The 20,032-nt window shown below is 55.2% G+C and carries 22 protein-coding genes; 13 read left to right on the top strand and 9 right to left on the bottom strand.

Annotated features, from left to right (window positions below; translation table 11 throughout):
• Window positions 1-46 precede the first annotated feature (46 nt).
• From IPM59_03995 to tatA, 4 genes are all read left to right on the top strand, one after another.
• On the top strand, window positions 47-1,009 hold the full coding sequence (locus IPM59_03995) for a glycosyltransferase family 2 protein (protein MBK9214748.1): 963 nt from the start codon (window positions 47-49) through the stop codon (window positions 1,007-1,009).
• A 40-nt stretch (window positions 1,010-1,049) separates the two neighbouring features.
• Window positions 1,050-2,969, top strand: coding sequence for an asparagine synthase (glutamine-hydrolyzing) (gene asnB, locus IPM59_04000; GenBank protein MBK9214749.1), 1,920 nt, complete (start codon window positions 1,050-1,052; stop codon window positions 2,967-2,969).
• Between the two features lie 122 nt (window positions 2,970-3,091).
• Window positions 3,092-4,042, top strand: a complete 951-nt coding sequence (gene pip, locus IPM59_04005) for a prolyl aminopeptidase (protein MBK9214750.1) — start codon at window positions 3,092-3,094, stop codon at window positions 4,040-4,042.
• 65 nt (window positions 4,043-4,107) lie between these two features.
• Window positions 4,108-4,365: a twin-arginine translocase TatA/TatE family subunit gene (gene tatA / locus IPM59_04010; protein MBK9214751.1), complete on the top strand. Its 258-nt coding sequence runs from the start codon at window positions 4,108-4,110 to the stop codon at window positions 4,363-4,365.
• Here the strand turns inward: tatA and IPM59_04015 are convergent.
• Complete coding sequence (locus IPM59_04015; protein MBK9214752.1) at window positions 4,362-5,171, bottom strand: class I SAM-dependent methyltransferase; 810 nt, start codon at window positions 5,169-5,171, stop codon at window positions 4,362-4,364. The genes tatA and IPM59_04015 overlap by 4 nt on opposite strands.
• A gap of 86 nt (window positions 5,172-5,257) precedes the next feature.
• Between IPM59_04015 and IPM59_04020 the strand changes: the two genes are divergently transcribed.
• Complete coding sequence (locus tag IPM59_04020) at window positions 5,258-6,031, top strand: glucose 1-dehydrogenase (protein ID MBK9214753.1); 774 nt, start codon at window positions 5,258-5,260, stop codon at window positions 6,029-6,031.
• Window positions 6,032-6,293: 262 nt separating this feature from the next.
• Here IPM59_04020 and IPM59_04025 read toward each other — a convergent pair whose 3' ends face one another.
• From IPM59_04025 to IPM59_04045, 5 genes are all read right to left on the bottom strand, one after another.
• A complete protein-coding gene (locus IPM59_04025) occupies window positions 6,294-6,749 on the bottom strand; it encodes an IS110 family transposase (GenBank protein ID MBK9214754.1) in 456 nt (151 codons plus the stop codon).
• A gap of 38 nt (window positions 6,750-6,787) precedes the next feature.
• Window positions 6,788-7,384 carry a transposase gene (locus tag IPM59_04030; protein ID MBK9214755.1) on the bottom strand — a complete coding sequence of 199 codons (597 nt, stop codon included), beginning with the start codon at window positions 7,382-7,384 and terminating at the stop codon, window positions 6,788-6,790.
• A gap of 130 nt (window positions 7,385-7,514) precedes the next feature.
• Complete coding sequence (locus tag IPM59_04035; GenBank protein MBK9214756.1) at window positions 7,515-8,135, bottom strand: CDP-alcohol phosphatidyltransferase family protein; 621 nt, start codon at window positions 8,133-8,135, stop codon at window positions 7,515-7,517.
• The gene (locus tag IPM59_04040) at window positions 8,132-8,995 is read right to left on the bottom strand and encodes a metallophosphoesterase (GenBank protein MBK9214757.1); all 864 of its coding nucleotides are present in this window, start codon (window positions 8,993-8,995) and stop codon (window positions 8,132-8,134) included. Before IPM59_04040 ends, IPM59_04035 begins: the two co-directional genes overlap by 4 nt.
• A gap of 51 nt (window positions 8,996-9,046) precedes the next feature.
• The gene (locus IPM59_04045) at window positions 9,047-10,252 is read right to left on the bottom strand and encodes a tyrosine--tRNA ligase (GenBank protein ID MBK9214758.1); all 1,206 of its coding nucleotides are present in this window, start codon (window positions 10,250-10,252) and stop codon (window positions 9,047-9,049) included.
• Between the two features lie 46 nt (window positions 10,253-10,298).
• Here IPM59_04045 and IPM59_04050 point away from each other — a divergent pair, with 46 nt between their 5' ends.
• Entirely contained in the window at window positions 10,299-11,135 is an 837-nt protein-coding gene (locus tag IPM59_04050) for a pyrroline-5-carboxylate reductase (GenBank protein MBK9214759.1), read from the top strand.
• Here IPM59_04050 and IPM59_04055 read toward each other — a convergent pair whose 3' ends face one another.
• Entirely contained in the window at window positions 11,136-11,789 is a 654-nt protein-coding gene (locus IPM59_04055; GenBank protein MBK9214760.1) for a S9 family peptidase, read from the bottom strand. It lies immediately after the preceding gene.
• 360 nt (window positions 11,790-12,149) lie between these two features.
• Between IPM59_04055 and IPM59_04060 the strand changes: the two genes are divergently transcribed.
• The 3 genes from IPM59_04060 (at window position 12,150) to IPM59_04070 (ending at window position 15,509) form a co-directional block, all read left to right on the top strand.
• Window positions 12,150-14,309, top strand: coding sequence for a M4 family metallopeptidase (locus IPM59_04060; protein MBK9214761.1), 2,160 nt, complete (start codon window positions 12,150-12,152; stop codon window positions 14,307-14,309).
• 63 nt (window positions 14,310-14,372) lie between these two features.
• Window positions 14,373-14,846: an NUDIX hydrolase gene (locus IPM59_04065; GenBank protein MBK9214762.1), complete on the top strand. Its 474-nt coding sequence runs from the start codon at window positions 14,373-14,375 to the stop codon at window positions 14,844-14,846.
• Between the two features lie 48 nt (window positions 14,847-14,894).
• Window positions 14,895-15,509 carry a phosphoribosyltransferase gene (locus IPM59_04070; GenBank protein ID MBK9214763.1) on the top strand — a complete coding sequence of 205 codons (615 nt, stop codon included), beginning with the start codon at window positions 14,895-14,897 and terminating at the stop codon, window positions 15,507-15,509.
• A 38-nt stretch (window positions 15,510-15,547) separates the two neighbouring features.
• Here IPM59_04070 and recR read toward each other — a convergent pair whose 3' ends face one another.
• Entirely contained in the window at window positions 15,548-16,162 is a 615-nt protein-coding gene (gene recR, locus IPM59_04075; protein ID MBK9214764.1) for a recombination protein RecR, read from the bottom strand.
• The gene (locus IPM59_04080) at window positions 16,162-16,467 is read right to left on the bottom strand and encodes a YbaB/EbfC family nucleoid-associated protein (protein ID MBK9214765.1); all 306 of its coding nucleotides are present in this window, start codon (window positions 16,465-16,467) and stop codon (window positions 16,162-16,164) included. Before IPM59_04080 ends, recR begins: the two co-directional genes overlap by 1 nt.
• A gap of 285 nt (window positions 16,468-16,752) precedes the next feature.
• Here IPM59_04080 and IPM59_04085 point away from each other — a divergent pair, with 285 nt between their 5' ends.
• From IPM59_04085 to IPM59_04100, 4 genes are read left to right on the top strand one after another with little or no spacing between them, the layout of a single operon-like run.
• Window positions 16,753-17,601, top strand: a complete 849-nt coding sequence (locus IPM59_04085; protein ID MBK9214766.1) for a DUF3473 domain-containing protein — start codon at window positions 16,753-16,755, stop codon at window positions 17,599-17,601.
• A gap of 6 nt (window positions 17,602-17,607) precedes the next feature.
• Complete coding sequence (locus IPM59_04090; GenBank protein MBK9214767.1) at window positions 17,608-18,264, top strand: methyltransferase domain-containing protein; 657 nt, start codon at window positions 17,608-17,610, stop codon at window positions 18,262-18,264.
• Complete coding sequence (locus IPM59_04095; GenBank protein MBK9214768.1) at window positions 18,257-19,456, top strand: glycosyltransferase family 4 protein; 1,200 nt, start codon at window positions 18,257-18,259, stop codon at window positions 19,454-19,456. The genes IPM59_04090 and IPM59_04095 overlap by 8 nt, the downstream gene beginning before the upstream one ends.
• Window positions 19,457-19,500: 44 nt before the next feature.
• On the top strand, window positions 19,501-20,031 hold the full coding sequence (locus IPM59_04100; protein ID MBK9214769.1) for a DUF4149 domain-containing protein: 531 nt from the start codon (window positions 19,501-19,503) through the stop codon (window positions 20,029-20,031).
• The last annotated feature ends 1 nt before the right edge of the window (window position 20,032 follow it).

The raw sequence follows: 20,032 nt of genomic DNA on the forward strand, positions 1-20,032 counted from the left end.
CCGTGTTTATCTGTGTTCATCTGTGGTTTAATTTAACTTTTTGGCAATGCGTCAAGACACAAATCCCGAGCTTTCGTTGTTCCTTCCTGTCCTCGACGAGGAAGAGAACCTGCGGCCGATGCACGCAAAGATACAGGCCGCTCTCGATGAACTCGGCAGATCGGCCGAGGTCATCTATGTCGATGACGGCTCGACGGACAGCAGTCTCAAAATACTAAGAGAAATCGCCGATAACGACGAGCGTGTTCGCGTCATCAGCCTGCGCCGCAATTACGGCCAGACGGCGGCGATGTCGGCCGGCATCGACGCGGCGACGGGCGACATCCTCATTCCGATGGACGCCGACCTGCAAAACGATCCGGCTGATATACGGCGCCTGCTCGACAAGCTCGATGAAGGCTTCGACGTCGTCTCGGGTTGGCGAAAGAACCGCCAGGACAAACTTATTTCGCGCAAGATTCCGTCACAGATCGCTAACCGCATCATCTCGTGGATCGGCGGCGTCCACCTGCACGATTACGGTTGTTCGCTAAAAGCCTATCGTCGCGAAGTGATACAGGACGTGCGGCTCTACGGCGAGATGCATCGATTTATACCGATCTATGCTTCGTGGGCCGGTGCCCGTGTGACCGAGATTCCCGTCGATCACCACGCCCGCACGATGGGCAAGTCGAAGTACGGGATATCTCGCACCATCAAAGTTGTTTTCGACCTGATGACGATCAAATTCATGGCGTCGTATCAGACAAAGCCGATATATGTTTTCGGTACATTCGGAATGATCGCGTTCCTTCTAGCACTGGTCGCCGGCATCTGGGCCGTCGTGCTAAAACTCGAAGGCGTCTCGTTCATCCTCACTCCGCTGCCTGTAATCACCGTCGTCATGCTCGCGATCTCGGTGCAGTTCTTCCTAATGGGCCTGCTCGCGGAATTGCTCGTTCGCACCTATCACGAATCGCAGGACAAGACGATCTATGCGGTCAGGGAACGTATCGGATTCGAAAAATAGCTAATAGCTGATAGCTAACAGCTATTAGCTACTTTCTTAAATGTGCGGCATCACCGGCTGGGTCAAATTATCAAATAGTTCGACGGATCATACCGAGGCCGTTCTGCACTCGATGTGCGAGACGATTCTGCACCGCGGTCCTGACAGTGAGGGTATCTGGATGGACGACACCGTCGCTCTCGGTATGCGGCGGCTGTCGATCATCGATCTCAGGACCGGCGACCAGCCCGTTTTTAGCGAGGACCGCGCGGTCGTCGCAATGCAGAACGGCGAGCTCTATAACTATCGCGAGGTCCGCGAAGAGTTAGAGAAAAAAGGCCACCGGTTTACGACCCAGACCGACACAGAGATCATCCCGCACCTCTATCAGGAATACGGCGAGGATTTCGTCAATCACCTCAACGGCATGTTCGCGATATCGCTGTGGGACTCGCGCAAGAAAAAACTCATTCTCGCCCGCGACCGATTTGGCGAAAAACCGCTGTATTACGGCGTTTTTGACAACAAACTTATCTACGCGTCCGAGCCCAAAGCGATTCTCGCCAATCCCTCCGTCAAGGCCGACCTCGACCTCGACGCCCTGCGGCACTATCTCAGTTACGATTACGTTCCGGCCCCGCTTTCTATCTACAAAGGTATCGCAAAACTCCCTGCCGCCCTTGTCCTCACGGTCGAGAACGGACAGATAAAGACACGCCAGTATTGGAAGCTCGAATGGACCAACCGATTGCAGAAGCGCGCGCGTGAGCAAGGGCGTAACGCCCACCTGGAAGAAAGAGCGACTGAGCTTCAAAGCCTCCTCTCCGACGCGGTCCGAATGCGTCTCGTCTCGGACGTCCCACTCGGCATACTGCTTTCCGGAGGCGTCGACTCATCGACCGTGGCAGCATTCGCCACACAGTACGCAACAGAAAAGGTAAAAACATTCTCGATCGGCTTTGAAGAAGATTCCTTTGACGAATCAAAATTTGCCCGCCGCGTCGCGCGACATCTGGACACCGAACATTACGAAGACAAGCTCTCGGCCGCAACGGCCGGCGATCTCATCAGCGAGATCGGCCAGTGGCTCGATGAACCGATGTCCGACGGCTCGTTGATACCGACTTTCTTACTCGCGCGGTTTGTCAGGCAGCACGTGACCGTTGCTCTCGGCGGTGACGGCGGCGACGAATTATTCGCGGGTTACCCGATGTATCGCGCACATCAGTTAATGCGAAAGTATAGAGCGATACCGCGATTTCTCCGCTCCGGCCTGATCGAGCCGGTCGTAAACCGTCTTCCCGTATCGACAAAGAACATGTCGTTCGATTACAAAGCAAAACGCTTTGTCCGAGGCGCGAATCTTGAGGCAGTCGAACGCCACCACACGTGGTTCGGCTCCTTCGCGGCATCCGACCACGAGCGACTGCTGACCCGCGACGTCCTCGACCATAGCAACGGAGACATCTACGCCGACGCCCGCGCGACGCTGTCGCACTCGAACGCCGCCGACGAGATCGAGCAGATGCAGCAACTCGACATCAGCTACTACCTCGCCGAAGACATCCTGACCAAGGTCGACCGAGCCGCGATGGCCGTCTCGCTCGAAACGCGTGCCCCGTTTCTCGATCCTCGCGTCGGGCAATTTGCCGCCTCGATCCCCGTCGATTACAAACTCCGCGGCGGCAAAGGCAAGTTCATCCTAAAGAGGGCCGTCAAACCGCTCCTGCCCGCCGAGATCCTCAATCGCCCCAAAAAAGGCTTCGGCATCCCCATCGCCGAATGGCTCAAAGGCCGACTAAATCCTCTGATGCACGATCTGCTAGACGAAAAGCGAATTCACGAACAAGGTCTCTTCAACCCCGAGTATGTTGCTGCCCTCATCCACGAACACGAAACCGGCCGGGCGAGCCATCACAAGCAACTGTGGACATTGCTTGTTTTCGAGCTTTGGTTTGAAAACTTTCTGTCGGATCGCTGAGACGAAGAGATTCAACCACGGATAAACACAGATAGACACAGATGTCTTCGTTTCATGGTCTGTGTTCATCTGTGTGCATCTGTGGTTTCATCGTCTTCGTCTTTCGCGTATCATCAGCCTATATGGGAAATCTCTACCCCGAGATCGAACCGTTTGACAGCGGAATGCTGCCGGTTTCGGACATTCATACTATTTATTACGAACGTATCGGCAATCCTGAGGGCACTCCGGTAGTATTCCTGCACGGCGGGCCGGGTGGGGGGTTGATACCGTTGTATAGGCAGTTCTTTGACCCAGCGGTTTATCACGTCGTGTTGTTTGACCAGCGTGGCTCGGGCCAATCGACGCCGCACGCTGAGCTGAGCGAGAACACGACGTGGGACCTGATAAACGACATCGAGACGCTGCGTGAGAAATTTGGGATCGACAAATGGTATGTGTTTGGCGGTTCCTGGGGATCGACCCTGAGCCTCGCCTACGCGGTGAAACATCCTGATCGATGTCTCGGGCTTATACTTCGCGGCATTTTCCTTACGCGTAAGAAGGAGCTGCAGTGGTTCTATCAATACGGAGCATCCGAGATCTATCCAGACTTTTGGGAACGCTACCGTGACGAAATCCCTGAGGACGAACGCGGCGATTTTATCACCGCGTATCATAAACGCCTGACCAGCGAGGACGAGGCGACACGGCTTGCGGCCGCACGTGCATGGAGCGTCTGGGAGGGCTCAACCTCAAAGCTCTACCCGAGCCAGGACCTGATGGAACATTGGGAAGGCGAGCACGAGGCGCTGAGTCTCGCCCGCATCGAGTGTCATTATTTTATGAACAACTCGTTCTTCCCGACCGAGAATTACCTGATCGAGAATGTCGACAAGATACGGCATCTGCCGACCGTGATCGTCCAGGGCCGCTACGACGTCGTCTGCCCGATCACGTCTGCATGGGACCTGCATCGTGCGTTCCCCGAGGCCGAGTTGATCGTCGTGCCGGATGCCGGGCATTCGGTGAGCGAGCCGGGCATCACGTCGGCGCTGGTCGAAGCGATGGAGCGGTTCAAGATCGCGGGTTGAGTTTTTACGTGAATCTTCGCCCTTATCGCTGTATGATAGGAACGATCTAAAGAAGGACTTATCTTATGCCGAATATTGGAACAACAGAGATCATCCTGATCGTCGCCATCCTTTTCCTGCTGTTTGGTGCAACGCGTCTGCCGCAGCTTGCGAAATCGCTCGGTCAATCGCGAAAGGCATTTAAGGAAGGGATGCGTGAGGCGGAGGAAGAGGAAAAGGCTGATACGCAGAAGCTCGCCGCCCCTGCGCCGCAGATCAGCGAGATGACTGATGAGGCCCTCGAGGCTGAGATGCGCAAGCGTGCAGAGGCCAAAGAGGCTTAACCCTTTTCGCCGGTCAGCAAGGTAGCCTTAACGGAAAACCGGAACGACAGCGTTCCGTCCTCGTCATCTATCAATTGAGCGAGTCCGGCGGTGACTCGCTCTTTTTCATTTTCGTCGAGCGTAGAGAGCCACGTCGGCATCAGGAAATCGGCGATCAGCGGCGACGCGACAAACGCCGCACCATCGTCAAACTCGAATATCTCGTTTGCGATCTCTGTGCGGACATTGACCATTCCGCCACGCTCGGCAATTGATTCGAGCTCGGCAACGGTCGGTAGCTCAGTGATCATCGTCTCGGCCGCGTGGCCGTGCTCGCCAAGATCTTCGTTGTAAAGTACCTCCCAAAGCAGCGAGAATACCTCACCAAAACTGCCTGTGCCCGGCAGAAAAACCGCAACGTCGCCGCCCGTCCGCGCGACGCGAACGGCGTCCTCGACCGCGGTTTCAATTTCGGACGGTCGTATGAAACTTGCATCCGAGATCACCACGTCAAAGGCATCGTCATCAAACCTGATCGTCGAAAGATCGACGTCTGAGCCGAGAGCAACGGCCTTGTCCTGCGCGATCGTGAGCATGTCGTAATCCTCGCACGCGGCGAAAATGTCGGTCTTTCCGCCCCATCTTTCTCCGAGCGAGATCGCATGTGTACCCGTCCCGGCGTTTAGATACAGCGCGTTTTCGGCGTCGCTGAGGTCAAGGTGTTTGTCCACGAGATCAGTGAACCGCCGGGTCCATTCCTCCTGAAGCAGCTCGCGCAAATACGCCAATTCTTTCTGCGTCTTGCCCATATGAGTATTAGACTGCATCGGCTTATCGCAAGCAATTTTGATCGGTCTGGTTGGCATCGTGTTATTCTTACCGGACCAAGGTGAAAAAAAACCGCTAACAAAATATGAGTAAGAGCGTTGCGGAACTATTCGATCTCACGGGACGGACAGCAATTGTCACTGGCGGATCACGCGGGCTGGGTAAGGAGATCGCCGAAGGACTCGCTGAGGCCGGGGCGAAGCTCATGCTTTGCGCCAGACGGACGGAATGGCTGGAGGAGACAGTTGAGGAACTGGCGACACGCGGATTTGAAGTGGCAGGAGAGGTTTGTGACGTTTCAAAAATTGAAGAGGCTGATGGCTTGGTCATCGACACTGTCGAGCGGTTTGGCAGCGTAGACATTCTTGTCAACAACGCTGGCATCTCCTGGGGAGCGATGCCCGAGGAGATGACACTCGATCAGTGGCAGAAGGTGATCGATATCAATCTAACCGGCTGCTTCCTTATGGCACAGGCCGTGGGGCGAAAGATGCTCGCTCAGGGACGCGGGTCAATAATCAACATCGCTTCGATCGCAGGATTGACATCTTCGGCGAACGGCCCGTTCTACGCGGGTTATGTGGCCAGCAAGGCCGGACTGATCGGCCTTACTCGCGAACTTGCGGCTAGCTGGGGACGCCGGGGCGTTAGGGTAAACGCCGTGGCTCCGGGCTTCTTTCGTTCGCGTCTCGCCGGTGCGGTAATCGACATCTACGAACGCTCGATTCAGGAGAATAATGTTATCCCGCGCATCGGTCACGAAGGCGAACTAAAGGGCGTAGCGGTCTTCCTTGCCTCGGAAGCATCAAGCTACATTACTGGCCAAACAATAGCAGTGGATGGTGGAATGACGGTCTGAATCACATCTCTAAAGACGGTGTTGTAGTCAAGGCGGAGCTTCGCTGTTCGGCGCGGGGGCCGGTGGTGAAGTGGGTAGTCGGTTGACGAAGAAGTTCTGATCTTCATTTATTTGTTCGTAGCTGTCCGAAGCGTGGCATCGGACTTGTCGAGTAAGAGCTGGTGGCTCACTCATTCATCTCTTCGGGTCTGCTTGTGTTAGCGAGGCAGTGTTTCTCACTGCCTCAATACCCATGATGTTTCGTTTCGCACTTTGCCGGCGGTCAAGCAAGGCAAGGTTGGCTTGGCTCTATCAGGTCACGGTCATTTCGGACCATGCGATTCTTTCGAGCATTGCCAACTGTGCGTCCACGCAGGTCGAACTCTTCTGCCGTGATCGAGTCACGAAGCATTATCGAGAGTTTGACCAGAAGTTTGCGGGCAGTGGCCGTTTTGGCCACAGCCCTGGGTTTCCTCTTTGAGAGCCGTTTGTAGAATGCGTTCAGTCTCGCATCCGAGCGAACGGCTATCTGAGAGGCTTGGCCCAGATGAAAGCGAAGCAGTCTCGGCCCTGCCTTGCTGATCCGCCCGAAGCGTATCTTCTCGGCACTGGAACGTTCGACGGGATCGTAACCTGCAAAGCGTGTTACTGCTTTGGTTCCTTTGTCGAAGCGTGTGACATCGCCGACCGTGTGAACGAATATCAGGGCCGTGAGATATCCGACGCCCCTCTGGGTCATCAGCAGCTGTGCCTTGGTGTCTGCCGTTGCTTTCTGCTTTAGCCAAGACTCGACCTCGAGTATTCCGCTTTGAGGTGCTCAAGCGTAGAGAAAAGCTGGTCACGGCACAGTGCCGAAGCCTCGCACATATCCACCTCCTTGATCACCTTCTGGGCGGCGACGGTTCTCATCAGCGACTTCGGCATTCCGATGTCCCGGGCAACGGCACTCAGACGGTTGTAGATCTGTGTCCGGCGCCCAACCAGGCTCGATCTCAGCTTGATCACGTCGAGTATCTCCGTGCTCTGTATTGGTCGCCGCCAGATCGCCGGAAACTCATTCCGCATCAGCGACCAAAGCATGTGCTCGGCGTCGATCCGGTCGTTCTTGTGCCGGGAAAGTGCGGTCTTCCTTATCGAAACCGGATTGCCGACGAGCGACGTATGACCGGCCTCGGCGACTATCCTCTCGAACCACCCGCATCGACTCGATGCCTCGATCCCGATCACGGCCTGTTTCCCAAGCGACGAGTAATACTCGCGTACCTTCTCAATGTCGTGAAACAGCTTTAAAGCCCCTGTCTCACCCGTCTCCTCATCACACCAACAAAGCGTTTGCTGGTATGGATGAAAGTCAACTCCAATGTAAAATGTCATAGCGGTTTCTCCTGTCAAAGAGCAGATTTCTTCGTCAAAAAGATACTACTCCACCGACCAGGAGAAACCGTCTTTATAACATCAGGTTGGGCGTTAGTCACCACTAAGAAGACATCCTCAAAAGGCTGAACTAATGTCCGGTTCCGGCCTGCTCTTCCTTGATCAATTTGGCGACCCAGTAAACGTAGTGAAAGCCTGAGAAAATGGCGAAGGCGGCGACGACCAGGTAAACCGTAGGCAGGAATGAACCGTTCCATTGCGGGTTGGCAGCGGCGAGCAGGATCAGTATTACAGCGCTCACCTGGACGAATGTGCTAGCCTTGCCAAGCCACGACGGCTTAAAGCCGCGAAAGCCGGTCATCATATTGATCGCACCGGCAACGGCGACGATAGCGATATCACGGCCGATGACACATGCCGTCACCCAGAAAGGCACCGGCAGATGACGGCCCGGGGATAACATTCCGGGAATCGTCAGCATCACGAATGCAGTCGTCAACAGGAGTTTGTCAGCGATAGGATCGATGATAGTGCCGAGTTCGGATTCCTGCTTGAGGCGGCGGGCGAGAAAGCCATCAATGCCGTCAGAGACGCCCGCGATCGTGAAAAAGAGCAGTGCCCAGCCTTCGCGGTGATAGACGAGCATGGTAGCGAATACCGGGATCATGCCCATTCGCAGAAACGTGAGTATGTTTGCGACCGTCCAAACCCGATCGGTACGTGTCGTGAGGGGCTGCGTAGGCTCGCTCATTCGGCAGTGCGGAGTTCCAGAAGGCTGATCTCAGGCGGGCATTGATACCTCAACGGAACGACAACGGTACCGATGCCGCGAGTGATGTAGATCTGAGATGAATGGCGGCTGTGTAGGCCGGCTTTCAGACGGCGAGTGCGACGGACGCGGTTCTCATTGTTGCGGACCTTGATCTGTCCACCATGCGTGTGGCCCGAAAGCGTGAGGTCCACCCGAAGCCTTGAAGCCTCTCGAAAGATGATCGGATTATGGGCAAGGAGCAACTTCATCTCGTCCGGAAATGAGCCTCTCAGCGCGGCCGGGAGATCAGTTTTGCCGACCATATAATCGTCAACGCCACAAAGCCAAAACGACGAGCCGCGAGCCTCGAAGCGTTGGCCCTGATTGATCAAAACGTTTATGTCTTCACCGCGAAAGAGGTCGGTTACGAGATTCGCGTCGGTCCAGTGGTCGTGATTGCCAAGGCACGCGTAGGTGCCGTAGCGTGACGTGAGTTTGCCGAGGACGGCGGCCACCGGGGCGATGTATTGCCGCTCGTGCGAGACGTAATCTCCGGTGAGCACGACCAGATCGGGCCGGAGGCGGTTAGCGACGCGAACCGCCCGCTCAATATGCTTAATTTCGGTGAACGGACTGTGGTGCGTGTCAGAAAGGTGGAGAACGCGAAGTCCGTCCAGCTTTGAGGGCAGGCGCTTCAGAAAGATCTCGACGTGTTCGAGAGAGAGACTGTTTGCCTCATCGAGAGCCAGCCGAGCGCGTTTCGACCATGTGCCGGCCAGTGTTCTGATTGGGGCTTCGGACGTGACAAACGCATTGATACGTTCTGACAACTTCACGCGTTTTGTCGCTGTTCGTGCCATTCGAGAGGTTTGTGCAGTGTAGCGCGCTCGGGCGGCGCATAACAAATGATGCTACACACCCATGACGCGGAGAAACCTGCGCTTTCCGACTTGGAGTAGGACGCCGTCAGTATCGACATGGATCGCTGCATTTGCGGCAGAGGCCTTTTCGCCATTCACGCGGACGCCTCCCTGCTCGATCAAACGGCGAGCTTCCCCCTTTGATGCCGCAAGCCCGGTGTCGGTTAGAAGCTGAGCGAGGTTGTGGCTGCCGGCAGGCAGATCATGTTTCTCTATCTCGTCAGGGACCTCCTTCTGCACAAAGCGACGATTGAATTCGTCCTCGGCTGCACGAGCATCCGCCGCTGAATGAAAATCCGTGATCACGAGCTTTGCCAGATCAACCTTGAGATCACGAGGATTGCGACCATTCGAAACCTCAGATTTGAGATCCGCAATCTCTTGATATGAGCGGTCGGTGAGAAGTTCGTAGTACTTCCACATCATCTCGTCGGATATGGACATCACCTTGCCAAACATTTCGCCCGGCGGCTCTTCGATGCCGATGTAGTTGTTGAGCGATTTCGACATCTTCTGCACGCCATCAAGGCCCTCCAGCAGCGGCGTGGTCATAATAACCTGCGGTTCCTGTTGGAATTCGCGTTGCAGGTTACGGCCCATCAATAGATTAAATTTCTGGTCGGTTCCCCCGAGTTCGACGTCCGATTCGAGGGCAACCGAATCGTAGCCCTGCACGAGCGGATAGAGCAGCTCGTGGAGTGAAATGGGTTTCTCGTCCTTGATCCGTTTATCAAAATCGTCACGTTCGAGGATCTGCTTGACAGTAGTTTTTGCACAAAGGCGGACAAAATCGGCAGCACTAAACTTATCCATCCATTCGCCATTAAAACGCAATTCTGTCTTTTCGGTGTCGAGCAGTTTCGACATTTGCTGACGATAGGTCTCTGCGTTTGCGCTTATCTCTTCGCGCGAGAGCGGTGGGCGCGTGACATTCTTGCCGGAAGGGTCGCCGATCATGCCCGTAAAATCACCGATCAGGAAAATGACCGTGTGCCCCAGCTCCTGGAAGGCCCGCAATTTACGGATCACAACCGTGTGGCCGATATGAATATCGGGCGCCGTCGGATCAAGGCCAAGCTTGACCCGTAGCGGTTTGCCGGTCTTCTGGCTGCGTTCGAGTTTGGTTCGCAGGTCATCCTCGCGGATCAGATCAACCGTCCCTTTTTTGAGGAATTCGAGCTGTTCGTCGGTGGTCATAAAAACTAGATTCTATGCGAAACGCTGATACGCTACAATCAACGACATGAGCGACTTGAGCAAGATGCACCTTAGTTTCATAGGCTGCGGCGTGATGGGCGAATCTATGATCGCCGGGCTGCTGAGAAAGGATCTCGTCGATCCGAAGAATATCTCGGCAAGTCACCCGCGTGGTAACCGGCGTAAGGAAGTTGTTGAGAAGTACGGTATTTCGGGATTTGCCGATAATGCGGACGCAGCGAAGTTTGTTACCGATCAGGATAACTCGGCGATTGTGATCTGTGTAAAGCCGCAGCGGTTGGAGCGTGTCCTAAACGACTTGAAAGGCGGACTGCATCCTGAGCAGCTTGTCATCTCGATCGTGGCCGGTGCAACGATCAATCATCTGGCCGAGGAACTTGGCACGGCCAAGGTGGTGCGAGCTATGCCCAATACACCGTCGCAGATCGGTGCAGGGATAACAGCCTGGACATGCACCGTTGCGGTTGATGGTGCGGAGCGTCAGCACGTCCGGGAGCTGCTCTCAGCGTTAGGCACAGAGCTGTTTGTGGAGACCGAGAACATGATCGACATGGCGACGTCGCTCTCGGCGACGGGGCCGACATATATATTTATGGTCATGGAGGCCCTGACCGACGCGGGCGTGCATCTGGGCTTTTCGCGCGACATGGCGAAGGAACTTGTGCAGGAGACGATGCTGGGCTCCGTGAAATTCGCAATGGAATCGCACAAGCATCCCGCCGAACTCCGCAACATGGTCACCTCACCCGGCGGCACTTCGGCCGAAGCCATCTATCAAATGGAAAAAGGAACGCTGCGGACCGTGCTCTCAAAAGCCGTATACGCAGCGTATAAGCGTGCGGTCGAGTTAGGTAAGAAATAACTACTTCAGGTACTTATCAAACCAGTCTAGGTTGCTCTGCATCGCGGCGACCTGCATCTTTGGCTCGTTGGGCCCGTGCGGCTGGCGCGGCAGGACGATCATTCGCGTCGGGACACCCTGCTGTTTTAAGGCGTTGTAGAACTCGTAGCCCTGCGAGATCGGTACACGAATGTCAGCCTCGCCGTGCTGGATCATCGTCGGCGTTTTGACGCCCTTGACGTTGAACATCGCCGAGTGCCTCGCATAGACCTCAGGAATTTCCCATGACTGGCCGCCGAAGTAATCCGGAATGAATGCCGGTATGTCGGCCGTCCCGTTAAAGCTCATCAGGTTGGTCACAGGCGCACCGGCGGACGCGGCCTTGAAGCGATGCGTCTTGGTCACGATCGTCGAGGTCATGTAGCCGCCATAGCTCCAGCCCATGACGCCGAGGCGGTTTTCGTCCGCAACGCCCATGTCGATGACCTTATCGATGCCCGTCATCAGGTCGTCATAGTCGCCAAAGCCCCAGTCCTTGATGTTGTCCTGTCTGAACTTGGTGCCGTAACCGCTCGATCCTCGAGGATTTGGCCGCAGTACCGCGTAGCCGCGCGAGGCAAAGGTCGCCAGCGGATACGCGCCGCGGCCGCCGCGAATACCCCAAAAACAAGACAAACCTTTGCAAACGATCTCATTACAAACTCCCCCGGAAGATGGATTTACCGATATGCGTTTTGCATCGCGTCATATATCGGCCTGATACTGCTTTGAATTGCCCCATCATTCTACCTGACTTTTCGACGAACACATACTCAACGCCGGAAGTCAGATGTCGTCGTTGGAAAGAGGACCTTTGGACATCTCTTATTCTGTTGCTGTGGGGTTTGACAGCACAATATATGGTGATAAAATCCTAAGCGCCTTCAATGCTCTTTTGGGGGCAGTTCAAGTAATTCTCAATTTGGTGCTTTTGCGGGGTTGCGTTTTTGCGGAGCCCGCCGCTGGCCTTTTTGCATATCGAGGAGACAGATCAAAGTGAAAAAGTTCATTGCCCTTATCGTATTTCTTGTGCTCGGTGTGGTTGCGATCAGCGTGGTCTCGAATCGTGTTGATGCAAGCCGTGCTCTCTTTAGGACCGGCTCCGCTGATGAGATCGAGACCGCGAGGCGGCTGAGCCTCGACCTTTTGCGATCAACGGCCGCAGCCGACGCTGACGAACTTCGCGTCATGCGGGTCGAGATCGACGGTCTTAGAATGGCCCATACACATGTGCAGCAGTTGGTTCAGGGCGTTCCGGTTTGGGAAGGCGAGGCAATCGTCCATCTCATGGCCGACGGGACATTAGCAAGAATTACTGACAATCTTAAGCCGTCGATTGCCGTCAGCACCACGCCTAATTTCAGCGAAAAAGATGCGATCAGCCTAGCTGAGCGTATGTATTCTGGCACGGCCCGACAGACGGATCCGGCCGTGGTTGAGCTTTATGTCTTTCGCGACGATATGCGTGACCATTTAGCCTATAGGGTCGAGACGCCGAGGCTTGATGGCACAGACGCGACCTCAGCACCGGTTGTATTCATTGATGCCCATACGGGCGAGAAACTCTACGCATACAACAACCTACAAACCGGGAGCGGTAGTTCGCTCTACAGCGGGACCGTGACGATCGATACGAGTTCAACGGGCGGGACATTCTATATGGAGGACCTGACGCGAAAAATGGGCACCTTCAACATGAATAACACCGGCAATACATCGACCGGGACCGGCGGTACGCAGTCGCGGTTTACCGATGCAGATGACAACTGGACGGCAACGAATGCCCGAGCCGGCGTGGATGCACATTACGGTGCGCGCTGGACATATGACTATTTTCTTAATGTTCACGGCCGCAACGGTATCAATGGCAGCGGCGGCCCCGGGACGACGACCGCGGCGGCGAGTAGCTCGATCAGCCTGATAACGTCACGAGTCCATTTTGGCAGAAATTACAACAATGCTTTCTGGTATCAGAATAAGATGACCTATGGTGACGGCAACGGTACGACGTTCTCACCGCTTACGACGATCGACATTGCCGGCCACGAGATGACGCACGGTATTACAGAGAACACGGCAAACCTGACCTACTCAGGCGAATCTGGAGCTCTGAATGAATCAATGTCAGACGTGTTTGGGGCCCTGGTCGAATCTTGTGCCCGCGGTGGCGTTGTCAACGGTGATACCTGGAAGATCGGCGAACAGTCCTACACGCCGGCCACGTCCGGGGACGCACTGCGCTATATGGATAATCCGCATCTGGCCGGTAACGGAGGATTTACTTCGGATGATGACCCTGATCATTACTCCGAAAGGTACACCGGCAGCAGCGACAATGGCGGTGTCCACATAAATTCGGGCATCGCAAATCACGCATTCTATCTGGCTGCGAACGGTGGCACACATCACCGCAGCGGTGTTACCGTGACCGGAATGGGCACGACGGATGCTGCTCGTATCTGGTATCGAGCTCTCACGGTCTATATGACCTCGAGTACCAATTTTTCAGGTGCGCGAACCGCGATGCTAAATGCCGCAACAGACCTATTCGGATCGTCGAGTACGCAGTACGCGGCTACGGCGACTGCGTGGTGCGCGGTAGGCGTTGGGACATGCCCCGGTTCGACGCCGACACCCAGCCCAACGCCGACAGCAACGCCCACCGCAACGCCCACGCCGAGCCCTACTCCCGGAGGAAATCTCCTCATCAACGGCGGATTTGAGTCCAGTGCGAGCCCATGGATAGGCTCCGGCAGCGGATATTTCTATATTTCAAATGGCAACTACCCGCACAGCGGCACAGGCTATATCTATTTTGGCGTGAATAACAGCGTTTCCGGCCAATCATACCAGACCGTGACGATCCCATCCACGGCGAGTGGAACACTGACGTTCTGGCTTAACGTCGTGTCGAACGAGACAACAACGTCGGTCAAGTATGACAAATTGTTCGTTGAGGTTAGGAATACATCCGGATCGCTGCTCAAGTCACTGGTGACATACAGCAACCTTAACAAGACAACGGCGGGTAATTACACTCAACGAACATTTAATATGGCGGCATATCGTGGCCAAACCGTTAGGGTGCAGTTTCGCTCGACGACCGACAGCTCGCTCTCGACCACATTCAGGGTGGACGATGTCGATCTGAGATAGCTCAACCGTTCTCTTCTGTGCGAACATTAAGGGGGTCGCCTGAGTGGGCGATCCCCATTTTCCATGTTGATGCAGTTACTCGGCAAGATCTGGAAGCGTATGCCGAGATCGATGCGCGCCCGCGTTGCACGTAGTGTTCAGGTTAAGTTCACTGTGTCGGCTGCTGCGGTCGTTACTAACGGGGAAGGCCATGTGCTGCTTTTGAATCACATCCTGCGGCCTGATTCGGGCTGGGGTATTCCGGGTGGTTTCGTGGATCGCGGTGAGCAGCCTGAAGAAACACTCCGTCGGGAGGTGCGTGAGGAGACCGGATTGGAGCTGAGTGACGTGAGGCAGTATAGGGTCAGAACACTCGGCCGCCATATCGAGGTGATCTTTACTGCTCGCGGGATAGGTGAGCCTCGCGTTCTAAGCCCTGAGATCACTGAGGCCAAATGGTTCGATCTCGAAGGGATGCCGTTCGAGATGAGTGTCGATCAGAAGTTCCTTGTGCGCAATGCCCTGAAAACAAAGGAGGTTGAGCAAGATTCGCACTAGGCTTCCTGCGACTGTATAATATTCATCACAGTTAGTATGGAGGCTCAAATGGTTGATCTTGTTCCACCGCCTGAGACGGTAATGGACATTCTTGTTAGAACCGGGGCATATCGTCGCGGACATTTTATCTATCCGAATGGCAAGCACGCGTCACATTATTTCCAGATGCCGCTGGCATTGCGGCTATATGATACGGCTCGTATATTGTCCGTTGGCCTCAGCAGGCTTTTTCGGATGGAGAAGACCATCGCGAGCCAATTACCGAAAGTTTCGATCATCAGCCCCAGCCATGCGGGTATCATGGTCGCGTTTGGTGTGCGTGAGGCCTTGAGCGCCGAGCAGACATACTGGGCCGAGATCGAGGATGGTAAGCGGCAGTTTAGGCAGTATATCTCCGATTACGATATGCATCCGGCGATCATCGTCGATGACATCAATCGTTCTGGCAGGGCGATCAATGAGACGATAGCGATCGTGAGAGAGCTCGGTGTCGAGGTGATCGGCATTGGCACCATAGCCAAGTTTGACGACGCGCCGACGAGTTTTGATGGTATTGAAGCAAAATCTCTACTCAGCTTTGACGTTAACTTTTACGAGACAGAAGAGGCTTGGCGTGGTTCCCGAAGTGCTTCCGATGCTGAGGTAGAACACGTCCGCTTCTGACAGTAAGCTTAAGATAGCGGCATATTTCGTGTTCTGCACTAGATCGCGTGTCTATTAGCCAGAGCTCGATCCATAGTTACTTCGTCTACATATTCAAGGTCCGCTCCCACGGGCATTCCCATTGCAATTCTGGTCACGAGCGGTCCGAGTGGTTTTAGCAAACGGGCGATGTAGTTCGCGGTCGCCTCGCCCTCAGTCGTCGGGTTTGTGGCGACGATGATCTCGCGGACATCGACACCGGCATTATTCTCGGAACTGAGCCGTTGAATAAGATTCTGCAGCATCAATTCGTCCGGACCGATGCCGCGCATGGGTGAAAGCGAGCCGTGCAGAACGTGATAGAGACCCTTGTAGGAGCGTGTTTTTTCGACGGCGACCAGGTTATATGGCTCTTCAACAATGCAGATGATCGAACGGTCACGTTTGGGGTTTGAGCAGTAGTGGCAAGGATCGACGTCGGTCAGATTATTGCAGGTCGAACAAAAGACGATCTTTTGCTTTACTTCACGAAGCGCGTCCGCGAACTCTTCGACCTCGGCCAGCGGCCGCCTGAGTACGTAAAAAGCGAGACGTTGGGCCGACTTGCCCCCAATTCCGGGCAAACGCTTGAATTCGTCGATGAGCTTCGCTACAGGTTCGGAATAGTCCAGCATTACATCATTCCCGGCGGAAGCATGCCGCCGAGCTTGCCTTTAAGCGATTCCTCGACCTTGCGGCGAGCTTCGTTGAGGGCGGCAACGATCAGGTCCCGGAGCATCTCGACATCGCCGTCCTTCATAAGGTCCGGTGAGATCTCGAGGCTGACGACCTCAAAATCGCCGCGCATAACGACCTTTACAGCCCCGCCGCCGGCAGCCGCTTCTACCGTCATCTGTTTCATCTCGCGGCCCAGATGCTCCTGCATCTCCTGGGCCTGTCGCATCATGGCTTCAAGATCCAATCCACCGGGTAACTTCATATCGCAATTATACCTCACGTAACTATGACTTTGCCGCGGATGGGAATATCTTTCGGCTGTTGGTCACGTCAAACTCAATTGCCACAATCTTTGGTCAGTGATGCGGCTATTGGTTGAATCCAATGACGAAACTCCAAGGGAGCCTGATTCATGATAAAATAGCCGGGAAGTTTGGTAACCGGCAGCGATTTTCCCGCACATTCGTGTGAGTGCGTCGCCGCTCGCTTCAAATAGCGAGGCGCGGCCGCTCTTGCCGGTTACCAACTCGCGTCTTATATGGCGAGTATGCCGGTTACAAACGCCCTGACGATCGATTTTGAAGATTGGTATCAGGGCATCGAGATACCGTACGAGCGGTGGGGCGAGTTTGAGGACCGCATCGAGATGGTCGGCGACAAGCTGCTCCGAATTCTCGACGAAGCGGGCGTCAAGGCCACCTTTTTCATGCTCGGCTACGTTGCCGAGAAGCACCCTGAGATCGTCAAACGCATCGAGGCCGAGGGCCATGAGATCGGCACGCACGGATTCTCGCACACGCTGATCTATAAACAGGCTCCGGAGCTTTTCCAGCAGGAATTGACGCGGGCGATCGGTTTTCTCGAGGACCTGACGGGCCGGAAAGTGCTTGGTCACCGGGCGCCGTTTTTTTCTATAACTAAGGAATCGCTCTGGGCACTCGATATCCTCGGTGAGCTTGGGATCAAGTATGATTCGAGCATCTTTCCTGTGCTGAATTACCGCTACGGCATACCCGATGCGCCGCGATTTCCATACACGATCAAGCGAGAGAAGCACGAGTTTGTCGAGTTCCCGATATCGACGCTGAAGCTGCCGGGCTTTACGATACCGATCTCGGGCGGGGCGTATTTCCGCATTTATCCGTATCAGGTGACCAAACAGGCGATAAAGGCCGTCAATCGCCAGGGCCAGCCGGTGACGTTCTATCTGCACCCGTGGGAACTCGACCCCGACCATCCGCGGATCGATGTGCCGCGGCGGATCGCGCTGACGCATTATTTCAATCTTGGTGCGACGGAACGACGGCTCAAGAAATTGCTGAGAGACTTTAATCTAGCACCGATGAAGGATGTGCTGGCGATCGAGTCAGTACTACCTACGGTAGCGGGTGGTTGAACCTAGATGACACAAACCGTAGAAGAAAAAGTCCGCGACCATTTTCACGACGATGCAGGACGCTTTGATGCGATCTACGAGACGGACAAAAGCCCGCTAGGCCGCCTCGTCGACAACTGGTGGCGCGGCGTCGTGCAGAAACGCCTGGAACTGAACGTCGAGAAACTTCGGCCTCTTGCGGGCAAAAAGATCCTCGACGTCGGCTGCGGCTCGGGCCGTTTTTGCATTGCGTTTGCGAAGGAAGGTGCGAACGTTGTGGGAATCGACTTTGCTAGGGGCATGATCGAGATTGCCGACAAGCTGGCCGATGAGGCGGGCGTGGGCGACAAATGCGAGTTCCTCGTCGGAGCGTTTCCTGACGACATCGACCGCTCTGATGCACCGTTTGATGCATGCACGGGCAACGGCTTTTTTGATTACATCGAGCATCCCGTGCCGATCATCGCGGCGATGCGCGAGATGACGAAGGGCAAACTGATCATGAGTTTTCCAAAGGCCGTTGAATGGCGGGTTCCTGTTCGACGCTTCCGTTTTTGGCTAAAAGGCACCCCGCTGTTTCTCTATCGCGAACAGCAGGTCTGCGAAATACTGGCCAAAGCTCAAGTGACCGATTACGAAATGATCCATCTCGACCGCGATTATTTGGTTGTTGCCGATGTCTGATCCTGTCCGCGTTCTTCACATCATCACGCGAATGATCGTCGGCGGCGCGCAGGAGAATACGCTCCTATCTGTCGAGGGTCTCGACGCAATGCCGGAATACGACGTCACACTCGTCAGCGGCGTCGACAAAGGCAAAGAGGGCGAGCTGCTCTCGCGGGCTCGCGAGACGACAAACCTGATCGTGCTGCCCGAGATGGGCCGGTCGATCAACCCTTTCGCTGACCTTGTTGCCTTCTGGAAGCTCTACCGGCTGATCAAAAGGGGACGCTACACGATCGTCCACACGCACTCGTCGAAAGCGGGCGTCCTCGGTCGCCTCGCTGCGTGGCTCGCCGGAACGCCGATAATCGTCCACACGCTGCACAGCCTCGTTTTTCACGACTACCAACCGTGGCTCGTAAACCGCGCGTGGTGGCTGGCAAAGAAGATATGTGCGCCGATGACGGATTTCTATATCTCGGTTTCGGAGATCATCGTCAAAAAAGCCGTTGCGGCCGGGATTGCCGAACCGGAACGATTTCGCACGATCTACAGCGGGATGGAGTTGGATTGGTTCCTGAATGCAAAGTTCGACGTCGATGCGGTCAAGCGCGAATTCGGCATTCCGCTCGACGCTCCGGTCGTCGGCAAGATCGCACGATTATTTGAGTTGAAAGGCCATGACCAATTGATGGATGCCGCTCCCGAGATCGTCCGACGCGTGCCGAACGTGAGATTCTTCTTGATAGGCGACGGCGTGTTGCTCGAACACTTACAGGAACGTGCCCGCGGCTATGGCATTCTCGACAATTTCGTTTTCGCCGGCCTGATCGACCGCGAGCGAATTCCCGAGATGATCTCGGCGATGGATGTTGTCGTGCACACTAGCCTTCGTGAGGGTCTCGCCCGCGTGCTGCCGCAATCGCTCGCAATGGGCAAACCATGCGTGTCGTTTGACATTGACGGTGCACCCGAAGTTGTTATTACTGACCACACCGGATACCTCGTTGAGCCGTTTGATTCCGCCGGTTTGTCGGACGGCATTGCGCGTCTGCTTGAGGATGAGACGCTTAGGCAAAAGCTTGGCCAGAACGGCAGAAGGCACGTCGATCCAAACTTTCGGGCTGAGAAGATGGTCGCGGATATATCGGACGTATATCAGATGCTGCTTTCGAAAAAGGCAGATCGTGTCGCGGTATTCAATAGGCGCTGACGCTAGCGGTTTCTTCGCTTTTGCAGGATAATGAATAGCGCACCATGAAGTTTTTTTCGGACATTCGGCTGTTACTGCTGGCTATCTGGCTCGGAGCGGCGGTTTTCTTCATTGCGGTTGCCCAAGCGGCTTTCGGTGTCCTAGAACAGCGTGAACTGGCCGGTGCCGTCGTCAATCGGACGCTTGCGGTGCTGCAGTACGGCGGAATGGGAATCGCGGCCGTGCTAGTACTGACCTCACTGGTCGGGACGGCCCGCATCAGCGCATTCTGGCTCTGGGTCGAACGGTTTTTGTTGCTCATTCTTGCCGCCGCGTGCGCCGTTGGGCAGTTCGTGATTGGATTCTGGCTTTCGTCGCTGCGGTCGCAGATTGGCAGGCCGATAGACGAGGTCGCTGTGGACGATCCGCTGCGGCAACAGTTCAATACTATCCACGAGTATTCTACTTGGGTGTTGTTCGCCGGAATGGCTGCGGCGCTGATCGCGTTCTTTATTATCGCGAACCGGAAGTTCAACAAGCCGGCGGTGGATGCAAAGGACGATATTTACGATTTTTCAAAGGAATTCAAGACTTAGC

Origin of the sequence: Chloracidobacterium sp., from assembly GCA_016715795.1 — a bacterium.
Taxonomy (GTDB): Bacteria; Acidobacteriota; Blastocatellia; order Pyrinomonadales; family Pyrinomonadaceae; genus OLB17.

Excerpts from the sequence above, each read along its gene's own strand:
- IPM59_03995 (MBK9214748.1), top strand. The coding sequence starts at position 47 with ATGCGTCAAGACACAAATCCCGAGCTTTCGTTGTTCCTTCCTGTCCTC.
- asnB (MBK9214749.1), top strand. The coding sequence starts at position 1,050 with ATGTGCGGCATCACCGGCTGGGTCAAATTATCAAATAGTTCGACGGAT.
- pip (MBK9214750.1), top strand. The coding sequence starts at position 3,092 with ATGGGAAATCTCTACCCCGAGATCGAACCGTTTGACAGCGGAATGCTG.
- tatA (MBK9214751.1), top strand. The coding sequence starts at position 4,108 with ATGCCGAATATTGGAACAACAGAGATCATCCTGATCGTCGCCATCCTT.
- IPM59_04015 (MBK9214752.1), bottom strand. The coding sequence starts at position 5,171 with ATGCAGTCTAATACTCATATGGGCAAGACGCAGAAAGAATTGGCGTAT.
- IPM59_04020 (MBK9214753.1), top strand. The coding sequence starts at position 5,258 with ATGAGTAAGAGCGTTGCGGAACTATTCGATCTCACGGGACGGACAGCA.
- IPM59_04025 (MBK9214754.1), bottom strand. The coding sequence starts at position 6,749 with ATGACCCAGAGGGGCGTCGGATATCTCACGGCCCTGATATTCGTTCAC.
- IPM59_04030 (MBK9214755.1), bottom strand. The coding sequence starts at position 7,384 with ATGACATTTTACATTGGAGTTGACTTTCATCCATACCAGCAAACGCTT.
- IPM59_04035 (MBK9214756.1), bottom strand. The coding sequence starts at position 8,135 with ATGAGCGAGCCTACGCAGCCCCTCACGACACGTACCGATCGGGTTTGG.
- IPM59_04040 (MBK9214757.1), bottom strand. The coding sequence starts at position 8,995 with ATGGCACGAACAGCGACAAAACGCGTGAAGTTGTCAGAACGTATCAAT.
- IPM59_04045 (MBK9214758.1), bottom strand. The coding sequence starts at position 10,252 with ATGACCACCGACGAACAGCTCGAATTCCTCAAAAAAGGGACGGTTGAT.
- IPM59_04050 (MBK9214759.1), top strand. The coding sequence starts at position 10,299 with ATGAGCGACTTGAGCAAGATGCACCTTAGTTTCATAGGCTGCGGCGTG.
- IPM59_04065 (MBK9214762.1), top strand. The coding sequence starts at position 14,373 with ATGTTGATGCAGTTACTCGGCAAGATCTGGAAGCGTATGCCGAGATCG.
- IPM59_04070 (MBK9214763.1), top strand. The coding sequence starts at position 14,895 with ATGGTTGATCTTGTTCCACCGCCTGAGACGGTAATGGACATTCTTGTT.
- recR (MBK9214764.1), bottom strand. The coding sequence starts at position 16,162 with ATGCTGGACTATTCCGAACCTGTAGCGAAGCTCATCGACGAATTCAAG.
- IPM59_04080 (MBK9214765.1), bottom strand. The coding sequence starts at position 16,467 with ATGAAGTTACCCGGTGGATTGGATCTTGAAGCCATGATGCGACAGGCC.
- IPM59_04085 (MBK9214766.1), top strand. The coding sequence starts at position 16,753 with ATGCCGGTTACAAACGCCCTGACGATCGATTTTGAAGATTGGTATCAG.
- IPM59_04090 (MBK9214767.1), top strand. The coding sequence starts at position 17,608 with ATGACACAAACCGTAGAAGAAAAAGTCCGCGACCATTTTCACGACGAT.
- IPM59_04095 (MBK9214768.1), top strand. The coding sequence starts at position 18,257 with ATGTCTGATCCTGTCCGCGTTCTTCACATCATCACGCGAATGATCGTC.
- IPM59_04100 (MBK9214769.1), top strand. The coding sequence starts at position 19,501 with ATGAAGTTTTTTTCGGACATTCGGCTGTTACTGCTGGCTATCTGGCTC.